The sequence below is a fragment of the Stenotrophomonas sp. STEN046 genome (assembly GCF_056759755.1).
The window spans coordinates 146,336-170,347 of record NZ_JBRRDR010000001.1; the positions used below are offsets into that span (position 1 = coordinate 146,336).

The following is a 24,012-nucleotide window of genomic DNA, read 5'->3' on the forward strand; positions in this document are numbered from 1 at the left end:
TCCACTCACATGAACAGTACACCGCCCCCGTCGCAGATCACTCGGCGCAGCTTGCGGTGTTCTTGCCGTGCCGCTTGGCGTGATACAGCGCTTTGTCCGCCTTCGCCAGCCAGTCCTCTGCGGTCGCCGTGCCAGCCGCTGCGGCGATGCCGATACTGACGCTGAACTGGATATCGGTTGTTCCGGGCGCGCCCGGCTCCTGCAGGTAGTGCCTGATCTGCTCGGCCACACGCATGGCCTCCACCGGTGTCCGCTGGACCAGCAGGATGGCGAATTCATCGCCGCCCAGCCGCGCCGGCGTGTCGCCCGGCTGGGCCAACTGGCGCAGCACCGCCGCGATGCGGCGAAGCACCTCGTCGCCGGCACGATGGCCATGCGAGTCATTGATCCGCTTGAAATCATCCACATCGAGCATCAGCAGGCAGGCATTCCCGCCCAGATGCTGCCCCGTCTGCAGCACCTGCTGGGCGCGCTGGATCAGGAAGCCGCGGTTGGCCAGCTCCACCAGCGGATCCATCCGGCTCAGGCGCTGCAGCTGGCGGTTCTGGGACTTCACCCGGCGCGCCAGTCGCCAGCTCAGCAGGCTCAACCCAATGCCATAGACGAACAGGAACGGCAGGCTGAGGACGGCCGTGCGCTGCGAGGTGATGGGCTGATAGGGCAAGCCCAGGGCAAGCCAGGCGATGGCAAAGCCGACCACCAGCGCCAGCGTTGCCCTTGTGGCCAGGCGGATGCCGCCGGCGGCGATCTTGTCGGCCACCAGCAGCGCGGCAAACAACGCGCTGGGCACCGTGCTGAGGGCCATGAAGGCGATCCATGCGCCTCCCAAGAGAGAGTCGACGATCATGCAGCGGAACTGCGCCGCTGCCGGCGCGCGGGCGCGACGTGTCAGGAGCATCGCCAGCGCCGGCCATGCGAGGGCGTTGAGCAACAGCAGCACCCAGAGGGCAGCATCCGCTTGACGCTCCAGAATGATCGACGCAATCGGAAGCGCGCCCAGGCCGTTTCCCACGAAGCGCATCCAGCCGATGCGCCGCGCCGCGCCAACGCCCTCGACGGCGACTTCTGTTGAGTCAGTGAAGAACGGCATTGCCAGCTCTCCTGATGATCACTCCCCTGCAATTCACCCGGACACCCCTTTGTGCGCGAGTCTGACATCTGTGCGTCAACGACAGGTCAATGAGGCAAGGGGCGCTGCCATCGCAGCCGCATGCCGAGGCTGCGCACATGGGTTGATCGGCCGTGCGGCGACCCTTCATCCGCCTGTGTTGCAGCGTTAACGCTCACTGGCAGAGGCTGGTCGACACGCCCGAGGAGCACTCCAGTGAACGAGAAGAAGCTGCAGGATGACCTGCCTTTCAACCCTGGCGCCGACGTGGATGATGCGTCGAAGAGCCATACCCCGGACAGGCTCAGGAATGACAACGCGACATGGAAGGAGCACGACATGCCCGATGATGGCGATGATCCCAAAGCAACGCCCGACGATTATGAACGGCCTGATCCCGATCCGACGGACGCCCGCAGGAGCGGCTAGTGTCCTTCGCCAGTGTCGATCTCCCAACGCAGCTCGAAGTTCAGTTCCAGTCGCTGTCCCGGCTGCAGCCGGGTCGGCGCCAGCGTGAACGCATCGGGCGGGCCGGTCTGTGGCTCCACGCAGGTCGCGTGCGCCGCCCCGTCGTAGACCACCCAGTGATCGGTGTCGGCGCTCAGCCGCAGCCGCTGGCTGGCGGCAACCAGCGTCACTTCGGCCTGGTTGATGAAGCAGTCATCCCATGGCCCCTGCGTTGGATGCACGCAGGGCAAGGTGGCGATGCCCTCCCCGTCGCGCGGGTACATCGCGCTGGGCGCGAACAGCAGTCGATCCGGCTTGCGGAACCAGGGATGCCAGCCAAGCACGGCTGGCATTGCCATGGCACCGGCCTGCACCGCGAGGCGCAGCTGCAGGCGGTCGGGCTGCACGAGGATGTGCTGCGATGCCCTGCCCCCGAAGGGCCAACAGGCATCCTCAGGGAGGTCCAGCGACAGCGAGGCGCCGTCCGGTTCAAGGCGGTCGATGCGCCAGGGCCGTGAGAAGCCGACGCCATGGATGGCGTGCATTCCGAAGTTCACCGGCAGCTGATAGGGCCTGCCGTCGAAGGCGAAGCGCCCGTGGCGGATGCGCCCGGCCCAAGGCAGCATGGGATAGCACCCCCACGCAATGCTTGCCTGCCCGACTTCATGTTCGTCGACAAGCCAGTCCATACCGTCGCAGCGTAGTTGCGCGATGCGCGCACCGGCTTCCGGTGCAAGCGCGACCTCCAGCCTGCCTGCCCGGAACCAGTGCAGTGGGCCGGCAGGCAGTTGCGCCTGCGCATCATCCGTGGGCGAGGTCGGCTCAGGCGCCATAGGGATGGATCGTCCGGATGCTGCCGTCTGCTTCCATGTACAGCGGTGTGCACTTGACCGAACGCAGGTGGGTGACCCCGCCGGACAACAACGCGTCGTGATAGAACAGGTACCACCGCCCCTGGAACGCACAGATGGAGTGATGGGTGGTCCAGCCCACCACGGGGGTGAGGATCACGCCGCGATAGGTGAACGGCCCGTACGGGCTGTCGCTGGTGGCGTAGCACAGCAGGTGCGTATCACCAGTGGAGTACGACAGGTAATACCGGCCCTGGTACTTGTGCAGCCACGGTCCTTCGAAGAAGCGACGGGCATGGTCGTCGGCGCGCAGCGGCTGCCCGTGCTCGTCCAGGATGACGATCTCCCGGGTGGGTTCGGCAAGCCGGGTCATGCCGGCGTCCAGTCGCCCGATACGCGGGCCCAGTGCCGGCGCCTCGCCTGCAGGTTCTTCATGCGCCGGGTCGTAGCGGTTGTCGCGGTACTTCTGCAGCTGGCCACCCCAGATGCCACCGAAACAGAGGTAGTGCGTGCCGTCGTCGTCCTCGAACACGGCCGGGTCGATCGAGTACGCGCCCTCGATGGGTTCGGGCTCTGGAGTGAACGGGCCCTCCGGCCGATCCGCCGCCGCAACGCCGATGCGGAACATGCCATGGGCGTCCTTGGCCGGGAAGTACAGGTAATAGCGGCCATTGCGGGAGGCGGCATCCGGTGCCCACATCTGCTGGCTGGCCCAGGGCACGTCGCGCACATGCAGCGCCACGCCGCAGTCGGTCGCCTCGCCCTCCGGTGTTTCCATCCGCAGCACGTGGTAGTCCTGCATGCCGAAGTGGCCGCCCTCATCGTCGAAGGGGGCGCCGCTGTCGATGTCGTGCGATGGATAGATGTACAGCCGCCCCTCGAACACATGGGCCGAAGGGTCGGCCGTGTAGATGTGGCTTACCAGGGGCTGGGAGATGGCGTGTGCTGCCAGTTGCTGCAGATCGCTGCCCTGGCGCCGCGACTGCAGGTCCTGCTCGATGCGGGTCTCCATGCGCTTGTTGATCTCGTAGAGGAAGAGCAGCGCTACTGCAGCCAGGAACGGCAGGGAGCAGTACACGCTCACCGTCAGGCGGATGCCGTCCACCACGGCTTCGGGCTGTTGCGGTGCGCCTGCCTGGTAGCCGTGATGGGCGAGGATGCCGGCGACCAGCGCGCCACCGATGCTGAGCCCGATCTTCAGGCCACACAGCATCGCCGAGAAGACGATGGCGGTGGCACGGCGATGGTTCTTCCATTCGGAGTAGTCGGCGACGTCGGCGATCATCGCCCACAGCAGCGGGATGGTGATGCCGTAGCAGAACCCGTGCAGCATGAAGGCAGCGAAGGCCACGGCAACCGCCGTGGGCGGGAAGAAATAGAACGCCAGCAGGAATACGGTGGACACCAGCAAGGCACCGCCAAAGACATCACGCTTGCCGAAACGGTCGGCCAGGCGGCGCGATACGCCGATGCCCAGGATCATGCAGACGATGCCGCAGGCGTTGAACAGGCTGAAGGCCGAGGTTGCCGGATCCTTCGGCCAGGCGAAGCCGGCCAGGCCCAGACCGCTGAGTGCCGCATTGATGGCGCTGATGCAGCGATTGAAGCCGGAGCTGTCGAGGAAGCCCGCCAGGACGGTCTCGCTCATGTAGTACTGGAAGTAGTAGACGTAGGTGCCGCCCTTCAGCGACAGGTTGATGAAGACCAGGATGGTCAGCGCCAGCATCACCTTCCACGGGCGGTTGCGCAGCAGGTCGGACAGGTCCTGCAGCACCCCGGCAGTCTGTTCCTTCGCCGGTACGATGCGCTCGCGCGTGGTGGCGAAGGTGATCAGGAAGAACACCGTTCCCACCACCGCAAATACCGTCATGACCCGCTCGAAGCCCAGCACCCGGTCGCCGTCGCCGAGGATCAGCACCATCGGCAGCAGCAGGACCTGGATGATGAACTGCGCGATCATCACCGCCACGAAGCGGTAGGCCGACAGGCTGTTGCGCTGGGCCATGCTGCCGGTGAGCACGCCACTGAGTGCCGAGTACGGCAGATTGTTGGCCGCATACACGAGCATCAACAGGCCGTAGGTGGCCAGGGCGTAGACGACCTTGGCGCGCGGCGCCAGGTCGGGGGTGCTGAAGGCCAGCAGTGACAGCACCCCGAAGGGAATGGCCGTCCACAGGATCCACGGCCGGAACTTGCCCCAGCGGCTGACCGTGCGATCGGCGGCGATGCCGATCAACGGGGTGAACACGAAGGCACCGAGCACGCCGATCACGAAGATGATCGTGGCGGCCGTGGCGGGCGGCAGCCGGTACACATCGGTGTAGAAGAACGCGAGGTAGGTGATCAGCGTCTGGAAGATCAGGTTGGCGGCCAGGTCGCCCAGGCTGTAGCCGAGCTTCTCCCGGATGGACAGCGTGTGCCCGGTGCTTTCGATGCGGCGCGCATCAGTCACGGTTGGTCTCCACGGTGAACCCGGCCTTCGCGCGGATGTCGGCGCTGGAGCTGCCCACCCATGCCTCGTACGCGCCCGCCGGCACGGCATAGCCGCCGCGCGCGTCGTCATAGTGGCGCAGGGCCTGCTGCGCTTCCAGGTCGAACACCACGGTGCGCCGCTCGCCTGCGGCCAGGTGCACACGCTGGAAGCCGCGCAGTGTCTGGCGTGCGTCGCCGGGCCCGGCCTGCAGCCGTCGCACATACAGCTGGACCACTTCGTCGCCGGCGCGCTTGCCCGTGTTGGCGATCTCGACCTGCACCTTGAGTGTCCCGTCGTTGGCGATGCGCGTTGAATCGAGCTGCAGCCTGCCGTAGTCGAAGCGGGTGTACGACAGCCCGTGCCCGAACGGATACAGCGGGGTACCGCGGAAGTAGCGGTAGGTGCGTCCTTCCATCGTGTAGTCGTCAAAGGCCGGCATCGCCTCGTCCGCCTTGTAGAAGGTCACCGGCAGGCGCCCGCCCGGATTGACGTCGCCGAACAGCGCCTGGCCGACGGCAGTGCCGCCGCGTTGCCCGGGATACCAGCTCATCAGGATGGCGGACAGATTCTGCTGCGCCCAGTCCACCGCCATGGCAGAGCCGCCGGTGAGGACCATCACCACCGGTTTGCCGGTGCCATGCAGCGCTTCCAGCAACGAGCGCTGGGGCGCGGGCAGGCGCAGGTCGGTACGGTCACCGCCGGCGAAGCCCGGGTAGTTGACCTTCATCTCTTCGCCTTCAACGTCGCCGGTGAGGCCGCCCACGAACACCACCACATCGGCGTTGCGCGCGGCCTCCAGTGCCGCTTCGAACGGCGGCTTGGCTCCGGGCATGCGCCACCCCAGGCGGACGCCGGCATCGCGCTCGGCGTCGAAGTACTCAAGCCTCAGGTCATAGGCGCGGCCGGCCTGCAGGTCCAGGTCCACGCCATCGCCGTGCAGGCGATCACTGTTGGCCCAATGGTCCAGCACACGCTTGCCGTCCACGTAGAGGCGGAAACCATCGTCGGCGGCCGCCTCGATCCGGTAGCGCCCCGAGACGGGCGGCAGCAACTGGCCAGTCCAGCGGATGCTGAAACCATCGCTGGGGATGCCCTGCCCCGGTGCGGCTTCACCACGGGCCAGCAGGTTGTCGGTCGGGGAGCCCCGATCCCAGCGGAATCCGATCTGGGCATCGGTGCGGACCAGGGCCGGAGTGCCCGAAAGATCGGCGGTACGGAAGTACTCGCCGCGCAGCCCGCGCTCCGGCGAGTCAGCCGACGGGCGCAGGTAGGTCGCTTCGATCAAGGGTGTGGCGCTGGGATCGTCGCGCCCTTCAACCAGGTCCACGCCCCGTGCGTAGCTCACCTCGATTCCCTTGGCGGCATCGCGGATGCCCTGCAGGAGGGTGACCGGCGCGGCCGGGGTGCCGAAGTAGTTGCCGAGCAGTGCCATGGTGTCATCGGCCGTGGGGCCGATCACGGCGATGCGCTTGAGGTTGCGCGACAGCGGCAGCACGCCATCGTTCTTCAGCAGCACCAGCGATTCCTGGGCGGCCTTCAGGGCCAGCGCATCATGCGCCGGAGCCTGGTTGACCGACGCGGGAATCTGCGCCCAGCGCACGCGCTCGGGTGGATCGAACATGCCCAGCCGCATCCGCGCGGCAAACAGGCGGGTCACCGCATCGTCGATCTCCGCCTCGCTGATCAGGCCCTGCCGCACCGCCGCCGGCAGCGTGGCGTATTCCTGGCCGCACTCAAGTTCGGTGCCGTTGCCGACCGCCAACGCGGCAGCCGCCTCGCGGCTGGGAACGATCTGGTGATGTTTCCAGATGTCGACGATGGCCCAGCAGTCGGACACCACGTAGCCCTTGAAGCCCCAGTCGCGGCGCAGCACGTCGCGCAGCAGGAACCGGCTGGCGCTGGCGGACTCGCCGTACACCCGGTTGTAGGCGCCCATCACCGCGTCCACCTGCCCCTCTTTCACCAGCGCCTCGAACGCGGGCAGGTAGGTGTCGTACAGGTCGCGCTTGCTCGGGCGCGCATCGAAGTGGTGGCGGTCGGCCTCGGGGCCACTGTGCACGGCCAGATGCTTGGCGGTGGCGTCGAGCTTGCGGTACACCGGGTCATCGCCCTGCAGACCGTGCACGAAGGCCACGCCCATGCGGGCGGTGAGGTACGGGTCCTCGCCGTAGGTTTCCTGGCCGCGGCCCCATCGCGGGTCGCGGAAGATGTTGATGTTCGGCGACCAGTAGGTCAGCCCCTGGTAACGGCCATGCGAACCTTCACGGAGGAACTGGTGATGCTTGGCACGGGCTTCGTCGCTGATGGTGCTGGCCACCTGCCCCATCAGCGGCACATCGAAGGTGGCCGCCAGGCCGATGGCCTGCGGAAACACGGTGGCCTGCCCTGCCCGCGCCACGCCATGCAGGCCTTCGTTCCACCAGTCGTAGGCCGGAACGCCCAGGCGCTCGATCGCGGGCGCGGCGTTCTGCATCTGCGCTGCCTTCTCCTCCAGGGTCATCCGTGCGACCAGGGCAGCGGCGCGGTTTTCGAAGCTGGCCGAGGTGTCGAGCCAGGGCGCGGGCTCGGCTGCGTAACCCGTGCCCGCCAGCGCGATGGCAGCGCACAGGGCCAGCGTGCGGAAGATGGGAGTGCGCGTCATCATTTGCTCCTCAATGCACGCTCGTCGCGCGCGAATGGTCCCAGCAGGGCGCCGACGAAGCCGCCTGCACGATCCGTACTCAACACCGTTCCGTCCACGTCATCGGCCAGTGTCTGCCAGCCACGCCCGTCGCCGCTGTCGAAGGCGAACGCATAGCGGCCTTCGTTACCGGCGATCTTCAGGCGCAGCGACGTCGCTGCCGTTGCCGGGCGCGTTGCCAGGGTGCGGGTGACCCCGCTGCCGTCGCGCGCTTCCAGGAAGACCGCCACGCGGTCACCGCCGAGGCTGCGCACGCCAAGGAAATACCAGTGGGTCTCGCTCTGGAAAGCTGCCAGGCCTGCGGCCACGCCCGCCGCCGGCCGGGTCATGGCTGTGCTGGATTCGAAGCGCAGGTGCTGCTGGCGCCGGCCGAGGAACGCGGGGTTGCGCAGCGTGTCCAGGTTCTCCGCCAGCGGATGCACGGCCAAGGCCCCCGGTCGCTCGCGCAGGTCCGCCCACGGCTGCCTGGGGATGCGCACGCGCAGCCAGCCGCTGCCGAGTGCCGGCGCATCGAATTCGTCGCGTTCGGTGAAATTGCCGGTGGACGGCGCCTGCGCCGCTTCGCCCTGCATCCAGGAGGGCGCTCTGGCCGCATACGGAATGACCTGGTTGGCCGGCAGGATCACCGGCCAGCCGTCACGCCATTGCACCGGCAGCAAATAGGTCTCGCGCCCGGTGTTGTAGTGGCGCGTGTCGTAGTTGCGGCTGGCAAGGAACACCGCCCACCATGAGCCGTCCGGCCCCTCCACCAGATCCGCATGTCCGGCATTGGTGATCGGCAACGGCCTGTCGGCGGGCAGGTCACGCTGGGTGAGAATCGGATTGCCCGCATACGGCACGTAGGGCCCCCACACATCACGGCTGCGCAGCACCACCTGCGAATGTTGCGGCCCGGTGCCGCCTTCCGCGTCGGAGAGGTAGTACCAGCCATCGCGTTGGTAGATGTGCGGCCCCTCGATCCAGATCGGGTTGCTGGCCGGCTCCACCCCGCCGTCGATCAACACCTTGCGGGGCCCTACCGGGGTGAAGGTCGCCAGATCCATCTGCTGCATCCAGATGGCACGGTGGCCCTCGTAACGTGGCGGGCCAGGCGGTACATCGTTGTTGAGCAGATATACGGTGCCGTCGTTGTCGAAGAACAATGACGGATCGATCCCATCGATGCCAGGCAGCCAGTGCGGGTCGGACCAGGGACCGGCAGGATCACGGGCGGTAGCGATGAAGTTGCCGCCGCAGTCGACGGCCGTGGTGACCACGTAGAACATGCCGTCGTGGTAACTGATGGCCGGCGCGAAGATACCGCGCGACACGCCCAGTCCGTCGAAGTCCAGCTGCGACGGTCTGTCGATCACATTGCCGACCTGCTTCCAGTGCACCAGGTCCACGCTTTCGAATACCGGGATGCCCGGGAAGTAGGTGAAGCTGGAATTGACCAGATAGAAGCGCCCGTTTGCGGCGACGATGCTGGGGTCGGCATGGAACCCGGCAAGAATCGGGTTGCGATAGTGCCCGGCCGGCAACGGCGCATCGAAGGCCGCGTCGCGACCGCTGTACTCGAACCAATCGAAGTAGACCGGCGGCGCAGGCGGCGCTGCCCACGCCTGCGGCAGCAACGACATCAACACGAGTACTGGAGCCAGCAGCAGACGCATCAGGGAACCTCCGCAGGGTTGATGGAAAGCTCGAACGGGCCGGCGGGCACCCCGTTGCTGTCGCGCAGGGTGCACACCGGGCCATCGGCCCAGCAGTAGCGCACGCGCCCGCCCGCGTCTGCCAACGGGCTGCGCAGCACGACGTCGTGCCCGTCCAGCACCGCGTCGGCGAAGTGGCAGTGGTGCGCATCGGCGTCGCACAGCTCGAAGCCGATGGGGCCGTTCGCGCCGGTCGTGACCAGGGTGCCGGTGATCCCGTTGAAGCGGATACGCACGCCGGCGCGCGTGGCCGATGCTTCGCGTGCAGTTGGGCCGGCGGGCGCCAGGCTGCGCTCGCCATAGACCACATGGCGCGCTGCCCGCGCCAGCCGCCGGCCCAGTTCCTGCTTGTTCGGCGGGTGGATGTCGTAGGCATCGCCGATGTCGATGGCCACGGCCAGCCCGGTGCGCGGGTCTTCCGCCGCAGCGAGCCGCTGCGCCTCGCGCACCTGCGCCCAGCCACTTTCAACCGGCGCCACCGGTGGCTGGCCATAGCCGGCCAGCTGCACCAGCAGCAGCGGCGTCTGCGCGCCGAACCGCCCCCGCCAGTCGTCACGCAGGCTGCGCAGGCGCGCGAGGTATACCGCTGCGTCGCCGGTGTTGGATTCGCCCTGGTACCACAGCACGCCGCGCAGGCCATAGGCGCCCAGCGGCGCGATCATGCCGTTGTACAGCGTCGACAATCCCGTGGCGGCGTGCCACGGCGCCAGCGGCGGCACCTGTGCACCGGGCGCCACCCGGTACTGCCAGCGGGCATCCAGTTCGATGCGCGTACCGTCATCCAGGCCGATGGCGTGCGTGCTCGCGGGCCCGGCAAGGCCACCCTCACCGTAGGTGTCCAGAACATTGATCACCACGGTGTTGGCACCGGCTTTCAGCAACCCGGCTGGCAGCGCATAGGTTCGCCGCTCACCCGCGCCGGACTGGCTGCCCACGGCCACGCCGTTCACCCAGGTCATGTCCGTCTCGTCGATGGGGCCGAGCTCAAGCTGTGCGCGCTTGGCTGCCTGGTCGGCGCTCAGGGTTACCTGGGTGCGGTACCAGACCATGCCGTTGTAACCGGCCAACGCTGGTACACCCCAGCGCTCCCACGCCCCGAGCGTGGCGGGTGCGCGTTGCCATCCACGGCTGTCGTTGCCTGGCTGCCAGGGTGCATCGGCGGCGACGGCATCGGCGCGTGTTGTCCACCAGTGTTGCCACTGCTGGCCCCACCGTTCGTTTGCCGCCGCCGGATCACGCGCGTGCAGCCCGAGCACGTCAAGCGCTGGGCCCAGGCCACCCTGCATGCGCAGGGCATTGCTGCTGGTCCAGGCCTCGATACGCGAGCCGCCCCACGCTGCCTGGATCAGCCCCATCGGAACGTCGACGGTCCTGCGCAGTTCACGCGCAAAGTAGAAACACGCGGCGGAAAAGTCACGCACGGTGTCCGGTGACGCGGGGCGCCATGCTACCGGCGCCGGAAAATCACTCAGGGGTGAAACCGCCGCCGCCTTCGGCACGGTGAACAGGCGGATTCCCGGTTCCGTGGCGGAGGCGATCTCGCTGCCTGCATCAAGCGCGCGCCACACCGGAAGCTCCATGTTCGACTGCCCGGAACACAACCAGACATCGCCGATCTGCACGTCGCGCACGACCTGGCTGGCATGCCCGGACCGGACCGACATGTCGTAGGGTCCCCCGGCTGCGGCAGGCGGCAGCGTTGCGTGCCAGCGGCCATCGGCAGCCGCCAGCGTGCTGACAGTACGCCCTGCAAGCACCACGGAAACCGGGGCACCCGGCGTGGCGTGGCCCCATACCGGAATCGGCCGGTCACGCTGCAGCACGGCGTGATCCTGGAACAGCGGATGCAGCAGCGCCATCGTTGGTTCCTGTGCCGCTGCACGCGTGGCGCTGCCGCCCATGGCAACCAGCAGCATCCAGCCCACCCACGAGGTCGGCTTCATCGGCCATCTCCTGGCGCGGAGGGAAACTGCAGGGCCTGGTACCAGGCCAGCGGATGCGGCGGCGCGGCTTCGCCTGCGGGCAACGGTCTGCCGCTCACCGACTGGAAGTACGCCACGCTGGCATCGCGCCACCACTGTGCTTCGCGCTGCTGGATACGCAGGAAGGCCGTGACCTGCGCATGCCGTTGCGCATCCACCTTGCCCTGCAGCCCCGCCCAGGTGGCCTGCATGCCCTGCACCTGCCGTACCCCTTGTGAGTAGCGCCCGACCAGTTCGTCCCACAGCGTCCGCCCAGAGGCCATGCGGTGATCCCACGGCACGTGGTGGAACCACAACAGCAGCGGCTCCGGAACCCGCGCCAGGTCGCCATACTGCTCGGCCACGCCGGGGGAATACTGGGCCACGGCGTTGCTGCCGCGTGCGGTGCGGTCGAAGCCGATGCCGTTGTGATCCGCACGGTGGTAGTACACCGACGTCCAGTCCGCGCGCGGGCCGCCATCGATCCATGGACCGGGACCATAGTGGTGCCCGCGCGCCATCAGATGGTGCAGGCCCAGCGGCGTCATGTAGTTCACCGCAGCCTCGCGCGAGGCCATCATCATCCCGACGATGGGCCGCACCACGCCGGGATCGGCCGAGAACGTCAGCGCCGCCCAGTCTGCCGCGATGTCCTGGGCCGATTGCCGCGGATCCCACGCGAGACGCCCGAAGGCGTACCAGTTGGCCTGGTCGAAGTGCGATCCACTCCAGGTGCGGTCGGTGCCGATGTTGGCGACCCCGGCCATGCCGGCCAGGGACTGCGCCACGGTGGCCCCCTTGCCGCGTGTGCGGGTGTCGGCCCGCAGCACTTCCTCGTACAACGGCCCCAGGTAAACCAGATGCGTGGCAAAGCCCAGGTACTCCTTGGTGATCTGCACTTCCATCACCAGCGGCGTGCGCGGCATGGCCCCGAACAGCGGATGGAACGGCTCCCGCGGCTGGAAGTCGATGGGCCCGTTCTTCACCTGCAGCACCACGTTCGGGCGGAACGCACCATCCAGGCCGGCGAATTCGCTGTAGGCCTGCGTGGAGCGGTCCGCAGGAACGTCGTGCGCATAGACGAAGGCGCGCCACATCACCACGCCGCCGTGCGGGGCCAGCGCATCGGCCAGCAGGTTGGCGCCGTCGGCGTGCGAGCGGCCGTAGTCCTGCGGGCCGGGCTGCCCTTCCGAATTGGCCTTCACCAGGAAGCCACCGAAATCGGGAATGCGCGCGTAGATCTGGCCGGCTTTGTCGCGCCACCAGCGTTGCACGGCCGGGTCGAGCGGATCGGCGGTGTCGAGTCCGCCCAGCTCGATGGGTGCGCTGAAGCGTGCACTCAGGTAGACACGGATGCCATACGGCCGGAACAGATCCGCCAGTGTCGCCGCTTTGTCGAGATAGTCCGGCGCAAGACTCTGTGCGTTTGCATTCACGTTGTTGAGCACGGTGCCGTTGATGCCTACGGATGCGTTGGCGCGTGCATAGTCGGTGTAGCGCGGGTCGCGCCACTCCGGCAACGTCTGCCAGTCCCACAGTGAACGGCCTGCGTAGCCACGTTCGACATGGCCATCCAGGTTGTCCCAGTGATTGAGCACGCGCAGCCGGAGCCGTGGCGATTGACGCACATCGAGGGCGTCCAGTGCCGCGCCCGTCTGCAGCAGCCGCAGCAGGTGGAACACCCCGTACAGCACGCCGATATCCCGCGGTGCGGCGACCAGCAGCGCATCGCGCCCGCCTACCCGTGTGCGCTTGAGCAGGTAGCCTTCCTCGCCCAGCGGCTGCATCTGCGCACGCAACGGCGCGATCAACGCCGACGACTGCGGCGTACCCAGCACCAGCATGGGGCCGGTGGCTGCCGTACCTGCCAACTGCGGAGCGCTGCCGAGCAGCCCGGCCAGTCCACGCTGCAGTTCATCGCGCGCGGCGCGCTGCGTGGCTGTGTGATCAGGGGCCACCACCTGCCCCAGGCGGGTGCGGTAGTCGGCAGCGAGGGCCGGTTCGAGCGGAACGTAGCGCATCCACAGGGCATGGCCGTCCTCTGCGCGCGCGTCGCCCATGCAGGCCAGCAGCGCCAGCACGGCAGCGAACATCCAATGACACCGCTCGCCATCCGGACCGGACCGTTGGACGGCCGGCAAACCTTGTAAGCTCCGAACGTGCGCGGGCTTCGGCAGCGTCACAGAGAAGAACGGGAGCGCGTATTGGACAAGCCGAAGAAATCGGTCCGCCGCAAAACCAGTGGCGTGACGATCGACGAGGTGGCGGCCCTGGCCGGAGTGTCGCCGATGACGGTGTCGCGGGCGATCAACCAGGGCAAGGTGCGCGACGTCACCCGCGAGCGCGTGATGCGCGCAGTGCGTGAACTGGGCTATACGCCCAACCTCGCCGCCAGTTCGCTGGCCGCCGCGCAGCACACGCGTATTGCACTGATCTACACCGACCCCAGCGGTGCCTACCTGCGCGAACTGCTGGTCGGCCTGCTGCGCGTAGCGTCCAACGCTGCCATCCAGCTGGTCATCGACTACTGGGAGGAGCCGGGCCCCGCGGCCCAGCGCAAGGCCGCGCGTGCTCTGGCCGGGCGGGTGGACGGCGTCATCCTGCCGCCGCCGCTGTGCGAATCGAAGCCCGTGGTGACCGAGCTGGTCAAGGCCGGCATCCCGGTGGTGGCTATCGCGCCGGGTCACCTCGGCAATGACATTTCCTGCGTGCGCATCGATGACTTCCACGCCGGCAGGGAATTGGCTGAACACCTGATCCAGCAGGGCCACCGCCGCATCGGCTTCATCTGCGGGCGCACCGACCTCAGTGCCAGCGCGCGGCGCTATGACGGCTTTGTCAGCGCGCTGCACGACGCCGGGCTGGAGGTTGACCCCGCCCTGGTCGAACAGGGCGACTACACCTACCGCTCCGGGCTGGCCGCTGCCGAGAAACTGCTGTGCCAGCCCAGGCCGCCCACCGCAATCCTGGCCAGCAACGACGATATGGGCGCGGCGGCGATCTCCGTCGCGCACCGGCGTGGCCTGGAGGTGCCCCGCGACCTGTCGGTGGTGGGCTTCGATGACAGCTCCGCCGCCACGACGGTCTGGCCCGAGCTCACCACCATCCATCAGCCCATCGCCTCGATGGCCGATGCCGCCATCGAGATCCTGCTGCGCACCATCCGCCGCCGCAGCGAGGGCGTGCGCGTGTTGACCGACCACGTGGTGCCGCACCGGCTGGTGGTGCGCGATTCGGTCACGCGCCCACCCGGTTCCCGATAGCGCAGGACGCAGCGTCACGGTCACGCGCCTGCGCACCCGATGCCGGTCTCCGCCTCGTTCAGGGCGCCCAGCGCGACATGTGACACCGACAGTGTCATCGCCCCCGCCGTTCCGATCGACCACGGGCGATCCAGCTTGCCGACGTCCGCACCTGCGGCTGCAAGGCACTTCAGCGGCACGCCCACGCGCGTCCATTGGCCCACCGGCAGTTTTGCCAGCGTCGGCGTGAGCGCAATGCGGGCCGAGCAGCCCGTGCCGCAGCCCACCGCCAACCAGGCCTCGCCACGGGGTGCAGACTCCACCCGCAACGTGGTCAGCAGCATCAGGTCGCCGTTGCTTTCGCGCTGCAGGTCCAGTGCCGTGTGTGACTGCAGCGCGGCAACTGCCTCAGCCTTGCCCGACCAGGCCAGGCGGCGGCCGTCTTCCTGTGCCAGGTGGTCCACGCCGGTGACCTTGAGCAGATCGCCCTCCAGGGCCTCCGGCACCTTGGTGACCGTAACGCCCTGCCCCGTGCTGTTCTGCAGGCGCAGGGCCATGCCTGAACCGGCTTCGCCGCGCGCGAAGAACACGCCGGTGGCACCTTCATTGCCAGTTACCCCGGAGACTTCCGGCAGCGCCGGCAGATCGCCGTTGTCGGCGTAGGACAGGCCGAAGCCGAAGGCGAACTGCGGGTTGTAATCCTTCTGCCCCACATTGTTGGCGTACTGCGTCGCCGTGCGCGGCCAGCTGAAGCTCAACCTGCCCTTGAAATCGTGCTGCACGCTGCCATCAGGCCCGCGCAGCAACACGTCGGCAACACCGGCACCTTCCGAGCCGGGCAGCCACGCCGCCACGAACGCATCAGCGGCGTTGATCTCGCGGTTGACCCACAGCGGGCGTCCGCTCAGGAACACGGCCACCACCGGAATGCCGTCGGCCTTCAGCCGTTTGATCAGGTCAAGGTCGGCATCGTCCCCCGGCTTGTAGGCCAGCGTTGGCAGATCGCCCTGGAACTCGGCATACGGGCTCTCGCCGAATACCACCACGGCCACATCCGGCTTCGTCACATATTTCCCATCGACCGCCAGCACTGCCTCGCCACCCGCGGCCGACGCCTGCTGGGCGATGCCCTCGTAGATCGTGTCCGCATTGGGGAAGTCCTTGCGGGTCGTGCCGGTCCCCTGCCAGTTCAGTGTCCAGCCGCCGGCCTGCTTGCCCACGTCGTTGGCGCCGTCTCCGGCGACCAGGATCCGTTGCCTGGGCGACAGTGGCAACGCGCCCCCCTGGTTCTTCAGCAGTACCAGCGATTCGCGCACCGCCTGCCGTGCCAGCGCACGATGTTCCGGTGCGCCGATGAGGGCGAACTGGCCGCCGACCGCACGTGTGGACGGCTTGCCGGCCTCGAACAGACCCAGCCGCATCTTGACTCGCAGGATCCGGCGCACCGCCTCGTCCAGCCGTTGCTGGCTGATGGTGCCGTTCTTCACGGCGGCCAGCGTGGTCTCGTAGAAGCCCTTCCAGCTGTCCGAGGCCATGGCCATGTCCAGGCCCGCATTGATGGTGGCCGGGCAATCGGTGGTCGTGCAGCCCTTGACCTGCCCGTGGCCGTTCCAGTCGCCCACCACGAACCCACCGAAATGCATGCGGCCCTTCAACGCATCGGTCAGGTACTGCCTGTGGCCATGCATTTTTTCGCCGTTGACGCTGTTGAAGGAGGCCATGACGGTCTGTGCGCCTGCAGCGATCGCCGGCGGATAGCCGGCCGCGTGGATGCGCACCAGGTCCGCTTCGCTGATCCGGGTATCCCCCTGGTCCTTGCCATCGGTAGTGCCACCGTCGCCGAGGAAGTGCTTCACCGAGGCGATCACATGACGACCATCAAGGAAGGCGGGCGTACCCACTTTTCCCTGCATGCCTTCGACCATTGCACCGGCATAACTGGCCACCACCTCGGGCGATTCGGAATAGCCCTCATAGGTGCGCCCCCAGCGGTCGTCCTGCGGTACCGCCACGGTCGGTGCGAACGCCCACTCCATCCCGGTCGCACGGGTCTCCAGCGCGGTCACCTCGCCGATCCGGCGCAGCAAATCCGGGTTGCGGGCCGCGCCCAGGCCGATGTTGTGCGGGAACAGCGTCGCGCCGATGATGTTGCTCTGCCCGTGCACGGCATCAATGCCGAACAGCACCGGAATCGCTTTGCCACCGGTGGAGGTGTCCATCGACGCTGCGTAGAACGCATCGGCCAGCGCCAGCCATTCGGCCGGCGCGGCATCGTAACGGCCACCGGGATCGGAATTGCCGCCGGCCAGGACCGAGCCCAACCGATAGTGGCGCACGTCGTCGGGCGTGATGCTGGCGATATCTCCCTGCACCAGCTGGCCGACCTTTTCCTCCACTGTCATGGTGGCCATCAGGTCGGTGATGCGCTTTTCCAGCGCGGGGTCCTCGGCCAGTGGCCAGGCGACCTGCGGCCACGGGTCCGGCGTCGCGGTTGCAGTTGCGGCAACGTTTTCATCCTTGCCGCAGGCCGCCAGTGCCAGCAGCAGCGTGGTCAGCAGCACGCCAGCGTGGGCGCGGCCAACGTGTCGAAGGGTCATCGCGTTCATCCTTCCATCTGCTCCAGTTCCTTGCCCTTGGTTTCGTGCACATACCTGAGTACGAAGAACACCGAAATGACCGCTGCCACCAGGTAGATGCTGTACGTGGCTGCCAGCCCGGTGGCGGCCAGCAGAATCGGGAAGGTCACGGTGACGGCGAAATTGGCGGTCCACTGCGCCGCACCGGCCACCGCCAGGCCCGAACCGCGGATCTGGTTGGGGAACATCTCGCCCAGCATCACCCACATGACCGGGCCCCACGAGATGTTGAAGAACACGACATAGGCATTGGCCGCCACCAGCGCCAGCGTGCCCATGCCCGCAGGCAGCTGCAGGTGCGTATCGACCAGCGAGCCGCTGGCAAATGCGGCCACCAGCAGCGCCAGTGACACCGCCATGCCGGCCGAGCCAACCCACAGCAATGGCTTGCGCCCGATGCGATCGATCAACAGCACGGTGACGATGCAGGCGCCGATGCTGAGCGCACCGGACAGCACGTTGATCAGCAGCGCGTCGTTCTCGGAGAAGCCGACGGCCTGCCAGAGCACGGCGCCGTAGTAGAACACCACGTTGATGCCGACCAGCTGCTGGAAGGTGGCCAGGCCGATGCCGACCCAGACAATCGGGCGGATCCTGCCGGTGGCCTTGCTGCGCAGGTCCGACAGCCGCGGCCGATGGTGATCGGCCGACAGCGAAGCGTCGATCTCGGCAAGCTTCGCCTGCGCCTCGACACCGCCGTACAGCCGCGCAAGCACCTGCAGCGCCTCGTCCTTGCGGCGCTTCACCATCAGGTAGCGCGGGCTTTCCGGAATGGTCAGCAGCAGTGCCAGGAACAGCAGCGAGGGCACGCCCTGCATCCAGAACATCCAGCGCCACGCTGCGTGCCCGCCCCACAGTGCCTCGGTGGACGCACCGGCGGTGGCCGCCAACAGATAGTTGGACAGGAACGCGACGGTCAGCCCGCTGATGATGGCGATCTGCTGGACCGTGGCGAGTCGGCCACGGTAGCGCGCCGGCGCGACTTCGGCGATGTAGGCCGGGGAGATGACACTGGCAGCCCCCACCGCAAAGCCCCCCAACACCCGCGCGACGATGAACATCGCCGAGGAGGATGCGGCGCCGGCGCCGATCGCCGACAGCAGGAACAACACTGCCGAGACGATCAGCACGTTGCGCCGGCCAAGACGATCGGCCAGCCGGCCGGCGCTGAAGGCACCCACGGCGCAGCCCAGCAACATCGAGGCGATCTCGAACCCCTGCATCCACTCGCCGGATCTGAACGCCTGGTGCAGGCCGTCCTGGGTGCCGTTGATCACGCCGCTGTCGAACCCGAACAGGAATCCGCCAATCGTCGCCACCACGCTGATCAATACGATCAGCCGGGTGTTCTCTCCACCGCTCATTGCCTGCTGCATTGCCGTGCCCCTCCCCGGTTCGGTGTCATCGATGCGAGCCGTTGTGCTCAACGCAGCAGGTACTGGTTGATCAGGTTCTCGTAGCGCTCCTGCTTGCCGCTGATCTGCCTGGGCTCGCCGCCCTTGGCACCCAGTGCAGCCAGCTCTGCGAGACTGAGCGCGCCGCCCGCGAAGTCCTTTCCGGCACCACTGTCGAAGCTGGCGTAACGCTCCTTGCGCCACCGCTCCAGCGGCGAATCGTTCAGCAGCGCATGGGCCACTTCCAGCCCGCGGGCGAAGGCATCCATGCCGCCGACGTGGGCAATGAACAGATCTTCCAGGTCGGTCGATTCACGGCGCACCTTGGCGTCGAAGTTCAAGCCGCCTTCCAGGCCGCCCTGGCGCAGCACCACCAGCATCGCGCCCACGGTGTCGTACAGGTCGGTGGGGAACTGGTCGGTATCCCAGCCGTTCTGGGCGTTGCCGCGGTTGGCGTCGATGCTGCCGAGCAGGCCGTGGTCCGAGGCGACCTGCAGATCGTGTTCGAAGGTGTGGCCGGACAGCGTCGCGTGGTTGGCCTCGATGTTGAGCTTGAAATCCTTGTCCAGGCCATGTTCCTTCAGGAACCCCACCACGGTGGCGCTGTCGAAGTCGTACTGGTGCTTCATCGGTTCCATCGGCTTGGGCTCGATCAGGAAGTTGCCCTTCAGGCCGATGCTGCGGCCATGGTCGCGCGCCATGGTCAGGAACCGCGCGAGGTGGTCGACTTCGCGCTTCATCTGGGTATTGGCCAGCGCGGCATAGCCTTCGCGGCCGCCCCAGAACACGTAATGCTCGCCGCCCAGTTCAACGGTGGCCTCCAGCGCCGCCTTTACCTGCACGGCGGCACGCGCCACCACAGCGAAATCCGGGTTGGTGGACGCACCGTTCATGTAGCGCGGGTGCGAGAACAGGTTGGCCGTGCCCCACAGCAGCTTCATGCCGGTTGCATCCTGGCGCGCCTTGGCCAGGCCCACCATGTGCTTCAGGTTCTTTTCGTACTGCCCGACATCCTCGGCGTCCGGCGCCAGGTCGATATCGTGGAAACACCAGTACGGCACGCCCAGCTTGGTGAAGAACTCGAATGCCGCGTCCACCTTCGCCTCGGCGGTCGCCATCGGCGAGCCGGCCTCCCAGGGGAAATGACGGGTACCCGGACCAAACGGATCGTGCCCGGCATTGCAGAAGGTGTGCCAGTAACAGACTGCAAAGCGCAGATGTTCCTGCATGGTCCTGCCGCCGATGACCTTGTCCGCGTCGTAGACCTTGAACGCGAGCGGATTGTCCGAGCCCCGGCCTTCGAAGGGAATGCGGCCGATGCCGGGGAAGTATTCCTTGGCGCCGATGAAAGGTTGCGTGCTCATGGTGCGTCTTCCTGTCGTTGTGCGAGGTGTCGCGGAAGGGAGATCAGCCGCGGTACAGCGGCGTGATGGCGTCGAGATGTCGAAGGAAACGGGCGTAGGCCGTGGCGTAGGCTTCGGCGCGCGCCGGGTCCGGGCGTGCCGAACGCAGCGGGTCAAGCGCAACGTGGCGGTCGGCGACGTCGGCGATGGAGGCGGCATCGCCGCGGCCGTGGCCCAATGCCCACAGGGCCTGCAATGCCGCACCGAATGCCGCGCCTTCGGACTGGGCCGGCACGTCCACCGGCAGGCCGAACACATCGGCCACCAGTTGCCGCCACTGCGCGCTGTTGCTGCCGCCGCCGGTCAGCACGATGCGTTCGAACTGCATGCCTGCGCCGACGAATGCGTCGTAGCCATACTTCAGGGCGTAGGTGGCCCCTTCCATGGCCGCGCGGTAGATGTGCGCCGGCGTCATGTTGGTCGTGTCCAGGCCCGCCAGCACGCCCTTGCCCTGCGGCAGGTCCGGCGTGCGTTCGCCGTTGAGGAACGGCAACATGACCAGACCGTCGGCACCGGGCGGCGTGGCCTGCAGGTGCCGGTCGCCCTCGGGACTGCTGAAGCCGAAGGTGTCGGCGACATGTCCGGTCACCACGGTGCAGTTCATCGTGCAGATCAGCGGCAGCCAGCCGCCGGTGGACGAGCAGAACGCGGCCCATGCTCCGCCCGGGTCGACCACGGGCGTGTCCGAGAAGGCAAACAGGGTGCCGGATGTACCCAGGCTCATCACCAGGCGACCGGGTACGACGCAGCCGGTACCCACGGCCGCCATCATGTTGTCGCCACCGCCGACGGCCACCTTCACCGATGCGGGAAGGCCCAACGCCGCCGCCGCGGCGGGGGTGATGCCGAACATCTCTTCGGGCGCGGCGATGCGTGGCAGGCAGTCGGCGAGATCGCGCTGCGGATCGGTCGCGTGCAGCAGCTCGGCCGACCAGGTTCGGGTGCGCACATCCAGCCAGCCGGTGCCCGACGCATCGCCGTATTCGCAGAAGCGCTCGCCGGTCAACACGAAATTGAGGTAATCGTGCGGCAGCAGGATGGTGGCAAGCCGCGCGTAGGCGTCGGGCCGGTGCGTTTTCGTCCACGGCAGCTTGGAGGCGGTGTAACCGGCAAGCACCGGGTTGCCGGCCAACGCGATGGTGCGCGCCGTGCCGCCTGCGGCGTCCATGATCTGCACGCATTCGGCCGAGGTGCTGGTGTCGCACCACAGCTTGGCCGGTGCCAGCACCTCCCCGGCCGCATCGACCGGCACGAACCCATGCTGCTGTCCTGAGACTGCCAGCGCGGCAATCCGCGAGCGCACCGCCGGATCGATCGCAGCAAAGCAGGCGTGCAGTGCCGTCACCCAATCGGCCGGCCGCTGTTCCCGGCTGCCGTCTGCAGCGCTGGTCAGCTGCAATGGCGCGCTGGCGCTGGCCACGAGACTGCGCCCTTCAGGGTCGTAGACGACCACCTTCAGGCTTTGCGTACCAGCGTCGATTCCCGCAACCAATTCCATTCACTGCACCCCGTAGTGGTTTGAAGGTAGCGCTACCAATTCGATGCAACAGCGCGCACTGCGGCTACGCCACGGCCCTGCCCCTTTGCCATGCGTCCGGCGCCGCCTTGCAGTAGCGCTCGATGAACTCTGCCTGCGTCGGCATCTTCGCCACCGTTTCCTGCACCGGCTGCCGGATGCGACGCAATAGGGTGCGCAGATCGGCATCACCGATGGCCCGCGCAAGCGGGTGCGGCGGTCCGGGCTGGATACCCTGGCCCATCAGGACGCTGGTCCAGGAGTCGACCCGGAACAGCTCGCCAGGGTCCTGCCAGGCATGGGCCCGCTCGCGCCACGCGCGCAGGCGGACCTGCAGCGATTCAGGCAGCGCCATCTCGCGGCAGGCCTTCCACATCGGCTCGTCGCGCTGGTTGGCGTGGTAATGCAGGATGATGAAATCGCGCACGTGCTCCATCTCCTGGCGGCTCACGTCGTTGTACAGCGCCACCAGCGAAGGGGTGATGCCGTCGGACGGGAACAGCTGGATCAGGCGCACCACGGCGCTGATGGTCAGGTGGATGCTGGTCGATTCCAGCGGCTCGATGAAGCCACTGGCCAGCCCGAGCGCCACCACGTTCCTGTTCCAGGCCTGCAACCGGCGCCCGCTGCGGAACGGCACCAGCCACGGATCGCGCAGGGGCTGTCCGTCGACATCACGCAGCAGCTTGGCCTGCGCCTCGTCATCGGACATGTGGCGGCTGGAGAAGACCAGCCCGCAGCCGACCCGGTGCTGCAGCGCGATGTGCCAGCGCCACCCGGCCTCGTGCGCGATGGCACGGGTGTAGGGCACCGGCGGCGCGGGCGAGTCGGTCTGCACGGCAACGGCGCGATCACTGGGCAACCATTGGTTCCAGTCTTCATAGCCGGTATGCAGGGTCTGCTCGGTCAACAGGCCGCGGAATCCCGTGCAGTCGATGAACAGATCGCCTTCGATGACCTGCCCGTCGTCCAGCACAAGCGACGCAACCGAGCCGTCATGGGGATGCTGGCGGACTTCGCGGATCTTGCCCTCCACCCGCCGCAGGCCGTTTGCTTCGGCCTTGCCGCGCAGGAACCTGGCATAGAGCCCGGCGTCGAAATGGTAGGCGTAGTTGACCTGGGGTTGGGTCTGCAGCGAGAACCTGTCGGCCAGGGAAGCGGCGCTTTCCAGGCAGAAGCCGCCCAGCTCGGAGTGCATGCCGCGGCGCAGGCTGTCCAGCCAGAAGTGATGGAACGGCGTGGCCCAGGTGCCCTGCCCGATCGTGCCGAAAGGATGGATGAAGCGTTCACCGGGGCGACGCCAGTTCTCGAACGAGATCGACAACTTGAACGTGCCGGCGACCGCACGCAGGAACTCCTGCTCATCGATCTGCAGGAAACGGTGGAACGTGCGGATGGGCGGCACGGTGGATTCGCCCACACCCACGGTACCGATCTGCTCGGACTCTACCAGGGTGATGTCCAGCTGCTGGCGGAACTGGTGCGCCAGCGCGCAGCCGGCCAGCCAGCCGGCAGTGCCGCCACCGGCGATCACCACTCTCCGGATCCGCCCTTGTGTAGTGTCCGCAGCGTTCAATGCGATGCTCCCCATCAGCGGTTGAGTCGACCCAGCAGCTGCGCGCGCATGCGCCGCGCCTGCGTCTCGTCGAACGGTGCCAGCTCCCCCCGGGCGGCTTCGGGCAGGTGTTGCCCTGCCCGCTCGCCGGGACCAAACACGTAGTAATCGAAGATCCTTGCCCAGGCCTGTTTCTCGCGTGCCGGTAGATCACGCAGGGCCCACATCGCATGCTGCAGCGCCGGCAGGGGCGAGCCCAGGAAGGCCGGCGCGCTGCGCCACCAGTAATTCACCAGCACGTTGAACGGTTCCAGGCTGCGCACGTGGTGCCACCACAGGCCCGGGATGAAGATGGCATCCCCGGGTTCAAGCGTGGCGGTCTGCGCGCTTGCCATGGCATCACGGAAGCGCGGATGGCGGTCGACGTCCGGGCGTTCGAAGTCCACCGTGCTGACCACCTGTCCTCCCGGGGTCGGCTCCATCGGCCCCGGGTAGAGGTTGTCGATCTGCTCCGGCGGAAACAGGGTGAAGCGGCGCCGGCCCACCGCACAGCACGCCAGGTTGTCGGGGATGTCGTAATGGCAGGAGGCCGTCACCCGGTTGCCGATCCAGATGCTGGCCGAGGCATCGATGCCCTGTCCGGCCAGGCCGGCATCGTTGTGCTGCGCGAACCCGGGCAGCGCCCGTGCGATCAGCAGCGAAGCGACGTAGTAGGTGGGCGGGTTCGGCGAATCCAGATGATCGCCAATTGCGTCCAGCACCTCCGTCAGCACGCCACGCCGGACCTCGAAGTTCAAGCGGGTGAAGTCGGCGTTGTAGAACGGGCGCCCTTCGATCTCGGGGCCGCCGAAGGAATAGGGAACCGGCACGCCTGCGTCGAAGCCGCGAAGGTAGGCCATCGCCTCCTGCAGGGAACGTGCACCGGCCTGCACCAGCCCCCATCCGTTCGCGATGCCGCGCAGCACCACCGGTTCGCCGGCAGCCACCAGCGACTCCAGCGGCAGCGCAGTGGCATCGAGCCCTTCCAGGGTACGCATCGGGAGGCCGTCCAGCAC

General features: G+C 67.5%; 15 protein-coding genes and 1 pseudogene. 2 read left to right on the forward strand and 14 right to left on the reverse strand.

What is annotated here, in order from left to right:
* Positions 1 to 37 precede the first annotated feature (37 nt).
* Complete coding sequence (locus tag ACVOLJ_RS00670; protein WP_481563159.1) at positions 38 to 1,090, reverse strand: sensor domain-containing diguanylate cyclase; 1,053 nt, start codon at positions 1,088 to 1,090, stop codon at positions 38 to 40.
* A gap of 234 nt (positions 1,091 to 1,324) precedes the next feature.
* On the opposite strand from ACVOLJ_RS00670, the gene ACVOLJ_RS00675 reads away from it, so the two are divergent.
* Positions 1,325 to 1,537 carry a hypothetical protein gene (locus ACVOLJ_RS00675; protein ID WP_481563160.1) on the forward strand — a complete coding sequence of 71 codons (213 nt, stop codon included), beginning with the start codon at positions 1,325 to 1,327 and terminating at the stop codon, positions 1,535 to 1,537.
* Here ACVOLJ_RS00675 and ACVOLJ_RS00680 read toward each other — a convergent pair.
* The 7 genes and pseudogenes from ACVOLJ_RS00680 to ACVOLJ_RS00710 all read right to left on the reverse strand — a co-directional run bounded on the left by ACVOLJ_RS00680 (position 1,534) and on the right by ACVOLJ_RS00710 (position 13,304).
* On the reverse strand, positions 1,534 to 2,388 hold the full coding sequence (locus tag ACVOLJ_RS00680; protein WP_481563161.1) for an aldose epimerase family protein: 855 nt from the start codon (positions 2,386 to 2,388) through the stop codon (positions 1,534 to 1,536). The genes ACVOLJ_RS00675 and ACVOLJ_RS00680 overlap by 4 nt on opposite strands.
* Complete coding sequence (locus ACVOLJ_RS00685) at positions 2,378 to 3,367, reverse strand: glycoside hydrolase family 43 protein (protein WP_481563251.1); 990 nt, start codon at positions 3,365 to 3,367, stop codon at positions 2,378 to 2,380. The genes ACVOLJ_RS00680 and ACVOLJ_RS00685 overlap by 11 nt, the downstream gene beginning before the upstream one ends.
* A pseudogene (locus ACVOLJ_RS00690) lies at positions 3,359 to 4,840 on the reverse strand (MFS transporter); the annotation flags it as partial. The pseudogene ACVOLJ_RS00690 and the gene ACVOLJ_RS00685, both read right to left, overlap by 9 nt.
* A gap of 10 nt (positions 4,841 to 4,850) precedes the next feature.
* A complete protein-coding gene (locus ACVOLJ_RS00695) occupies positions 4,851 to 7,523 on the reverse strand; it encodes a glycoside hydrolase family 3 protein (protein ID WP_481563162.1) in 2,673 nt (890 codons plus the stop codon).
* The gene (locus tag ACVOLJ_RS00700) at positions 7,520 to 9,211 is read right to left on the reverse strand and encodes a glycoside hydrolase family 43 protein (protein WP_481563163.1); all 1,692 of its coding nucleotides are present in this window, start codon (positions 9,209 to 9,211) and stop codon (positions 7,520 to 7,522) included. The genes ACVOLJ_RS00695 and ACVOLJ_RS00700 overlap by 4 nt, the downstream gene beginning before the upstream one ends.
* Positions 9,211 to 11,193: a sialate O-acetylesterase gene (locus ACVOLJ_RS00705; protein WP_481563164.1), complete on the reverse strand. Its 1,983-nt coding sequence runs from the start codon at positions 11,191 to 11,193 to the stop codon at positions 9,211 to 9,213. Before ACVOLJ_RS00705 ends, ACVOLJ_RS00700 begins: the two co-directional genes overlap by 1 nt.
* Positions 11,190 to 13,304, reverse strand: coding sequence for an alpha-glucuronidase family glycosyl hydrolase (locus ACVOLJ_RS00710; RefSeq protein WP_481563165.1), 2,115 nt, complete (start codon positions 13,302 to 13,304; stop codon positions 11,190 to 11,192). Before ACVOLJ_RS00710 ends, ACVOLJ_RS00705 begins: the two co-directional genes overlap by 4 nt.
* 111 nt (positions 13,305 to 13,415) lie before the next feature.
* Here ACVOLJ_RS00710 and ACVOLJ_RS00715 point away from each other — a divergent pair, with 111 nt between their 5' ends.
* Entirely contained in the window at positions 13,416 to 14,474 is a 1,059-nt protein-coding gene (locus ACVOLJ_RS00715) for a LacI family DNA-binding transcriptional regulator (RefSeq protein ID WP_333622324.1), read from the forward strand.
* Between the two features lie 20 nt (positions 14,475 to 14,494).
* Here ACVOLJ_RS00715 and ACVOLJ_RS00720 read toward each other — a convergent pair whose 3' ends face one another.
* The 6 genes from ACVOLJ_RS00720 to ACVOLJ_RS00745 form a co-directional block, all read right to left on the reverse strand.
* On the reverse strand, positions 14,495 to 17,059 hold the full coding sequence (locus ACVOLJ_RS00720) for a glycoside hydrolase family 3 N-terminal domain-containing protein (protein WP_481563166.1): 2,565 nt from the start codon (positions 17,057 to 17,059) through the stop codon (positions 14,495 to 14,497).
* Positions 17,056 to 18,465 (reverse strand): sugar porter family MFS transporter, encoded by a 1,410-nt coding sequence (locus ACVOLJ_RS00725; protein ID WP_481563252.1) that lies wholly within the window; start codon positions 18,463 to 18,465, stop codon positions 17,056 to 17,058. The genes ACVOLJ_RS00720 and ACVOLJ_RS00725 overlap by 4 nt, the downstream gene beginning before the upstream one ends.
* A 47-nt stretch (positions 18,466 to 18,512) precedes the next feature.
* On the reverse strand, positions 18,513 to 19,847 hold the full coding sequence (gene xylA / locus ACVOLJ_RS00730) for a xylose isomerase (RefSeq protein ID WP_481563167.1): 1,335 nt from the start codon (positions 19,845 to 19,847) through the stop codon (positions 18,513 to 18,515).
* 43 nt (positions 19,848 to 19,890) lie between these two features.
* The gene (gene xylB, locus ACVOLJ_RS00735) at positions 19,891 to 21,384 is read right to left on the reverse strand and encodes a xylulokinase (RefSeq protein ID WP_475278795.1); all 1,494 of its coding nucleotides are present in this window, start codon (positions 21,382 to 21,384) and stop codon (positions 19,891 to 19,893) included.
* 64 nt (positions 21,385 to 21,448) lie between these two features.
* On the reverse strand, positions 21,449 to 22,993 hold the full coding sequence (locus ACVOLJ_RS00740; protein ID WP_481563168.1) for a tryptophan halogenase family protein: 1,545 nt from the start codon (positions 22,991 to 22,993) through the stop codon (positions 21,449 to 21,451).
* Entirely contained in the window at positions 22,993 to 24,012 is a 1,020-nt protein-coding gene (locus ACVOLJ_RS00745; RefSeq protein ID WP_230109535.1) for a cupin-like domain-containing protein, read from the reverse strand. Before ACVOLJ_RS00745 ends, ACVOLJ_RS00740 begins: the two co-directional genes overlap by 1 nt.

Excerpts from the sequence above, each read along its gene's own strand:
- ACVOLJ_RS00670 (WP_481563159.1), bottom strand. The coding sequence starts at position 1,090 with ATGCCGTTCTTCACTGACTCAACAGAAGTCGCCGTCGAGGGCGTTGGC.
- ACVOLJ_RS00680 (WP_481563161.1), bottom strand. The coding sequence starts at position 2,388 with ATGGCGCCTGAGCCGACCTCGCCCACGGATGATGCGCAGGCGCAACTG.
- ACVOLJ_RS00695 (WP_481563162.1), bottom strand. The coding sequence starts at position 7,523 with ATGATGACGCGCACTCCCATCTTCCGCACGCTGGCCCTGTGCGCTGCC.
- ACVOLJ_RS00700 (WP_481563163.1), bottom strand. The coding sequence starts at position 9,211 with ATGCGTCTGCTGCTGGCTCCAGTACTCGTGTTGATGTCGTTGCTGCCG.
- ACVOLJ_RS00705 (WP_481563164.1), bottom strand. The coding sequence starts at position 11,193 with ATGAAGCCGACCTCGTGGGTGGGCTGGATGCTGCTGGTTGCCATGGGC.
- ACVOLJ_RS00710 (WP_481563165.1), bottom strand. The coding sequence starts at position 13,304 with ATGTTCGCTGCCGTGCTGGCGCTGCTGGCCTGCATGGGCGACGCGCGC.
- ACVOLJ_RS00720 (WP_481563166.1), bottom strand. The coding sequence starts at position 17,059 with ATGAACGCGATGACCCTTCGACACGTTGGCCGCGCCCACGCTGGCGTG.
- ACVOLJ_RS00725 (WP_481563252.1), bottom strand. The coding sequence starts at position 18,465 with ATGCAGCAGGCAATGAGCGGTGGAGAGAACACCCGGCTGATCGTATTG.
- xylA (WP_481563167.1), bottom strand. The coding sequence starts at position 19,847 with ATGAGCACGCAACCTTTCATCGGCGCCAAGGAATACTTCCCCGGCATC.
- xylB (WP_475278795.1), bottom strand. The coding sequence starts at position 21,384 with ATGGAATTGGTTGCGGGAATCGACGCTGGTACGCAAAGCCTGAAGGTG.
- ACVOLJ_RS00740 (WP_481563168.1), bottom strand. The coding sequence starts at position 22,993 with ATGGGGAGCATCGCATTGAACGCTGCGGACACTACACAAGGGCGGATC.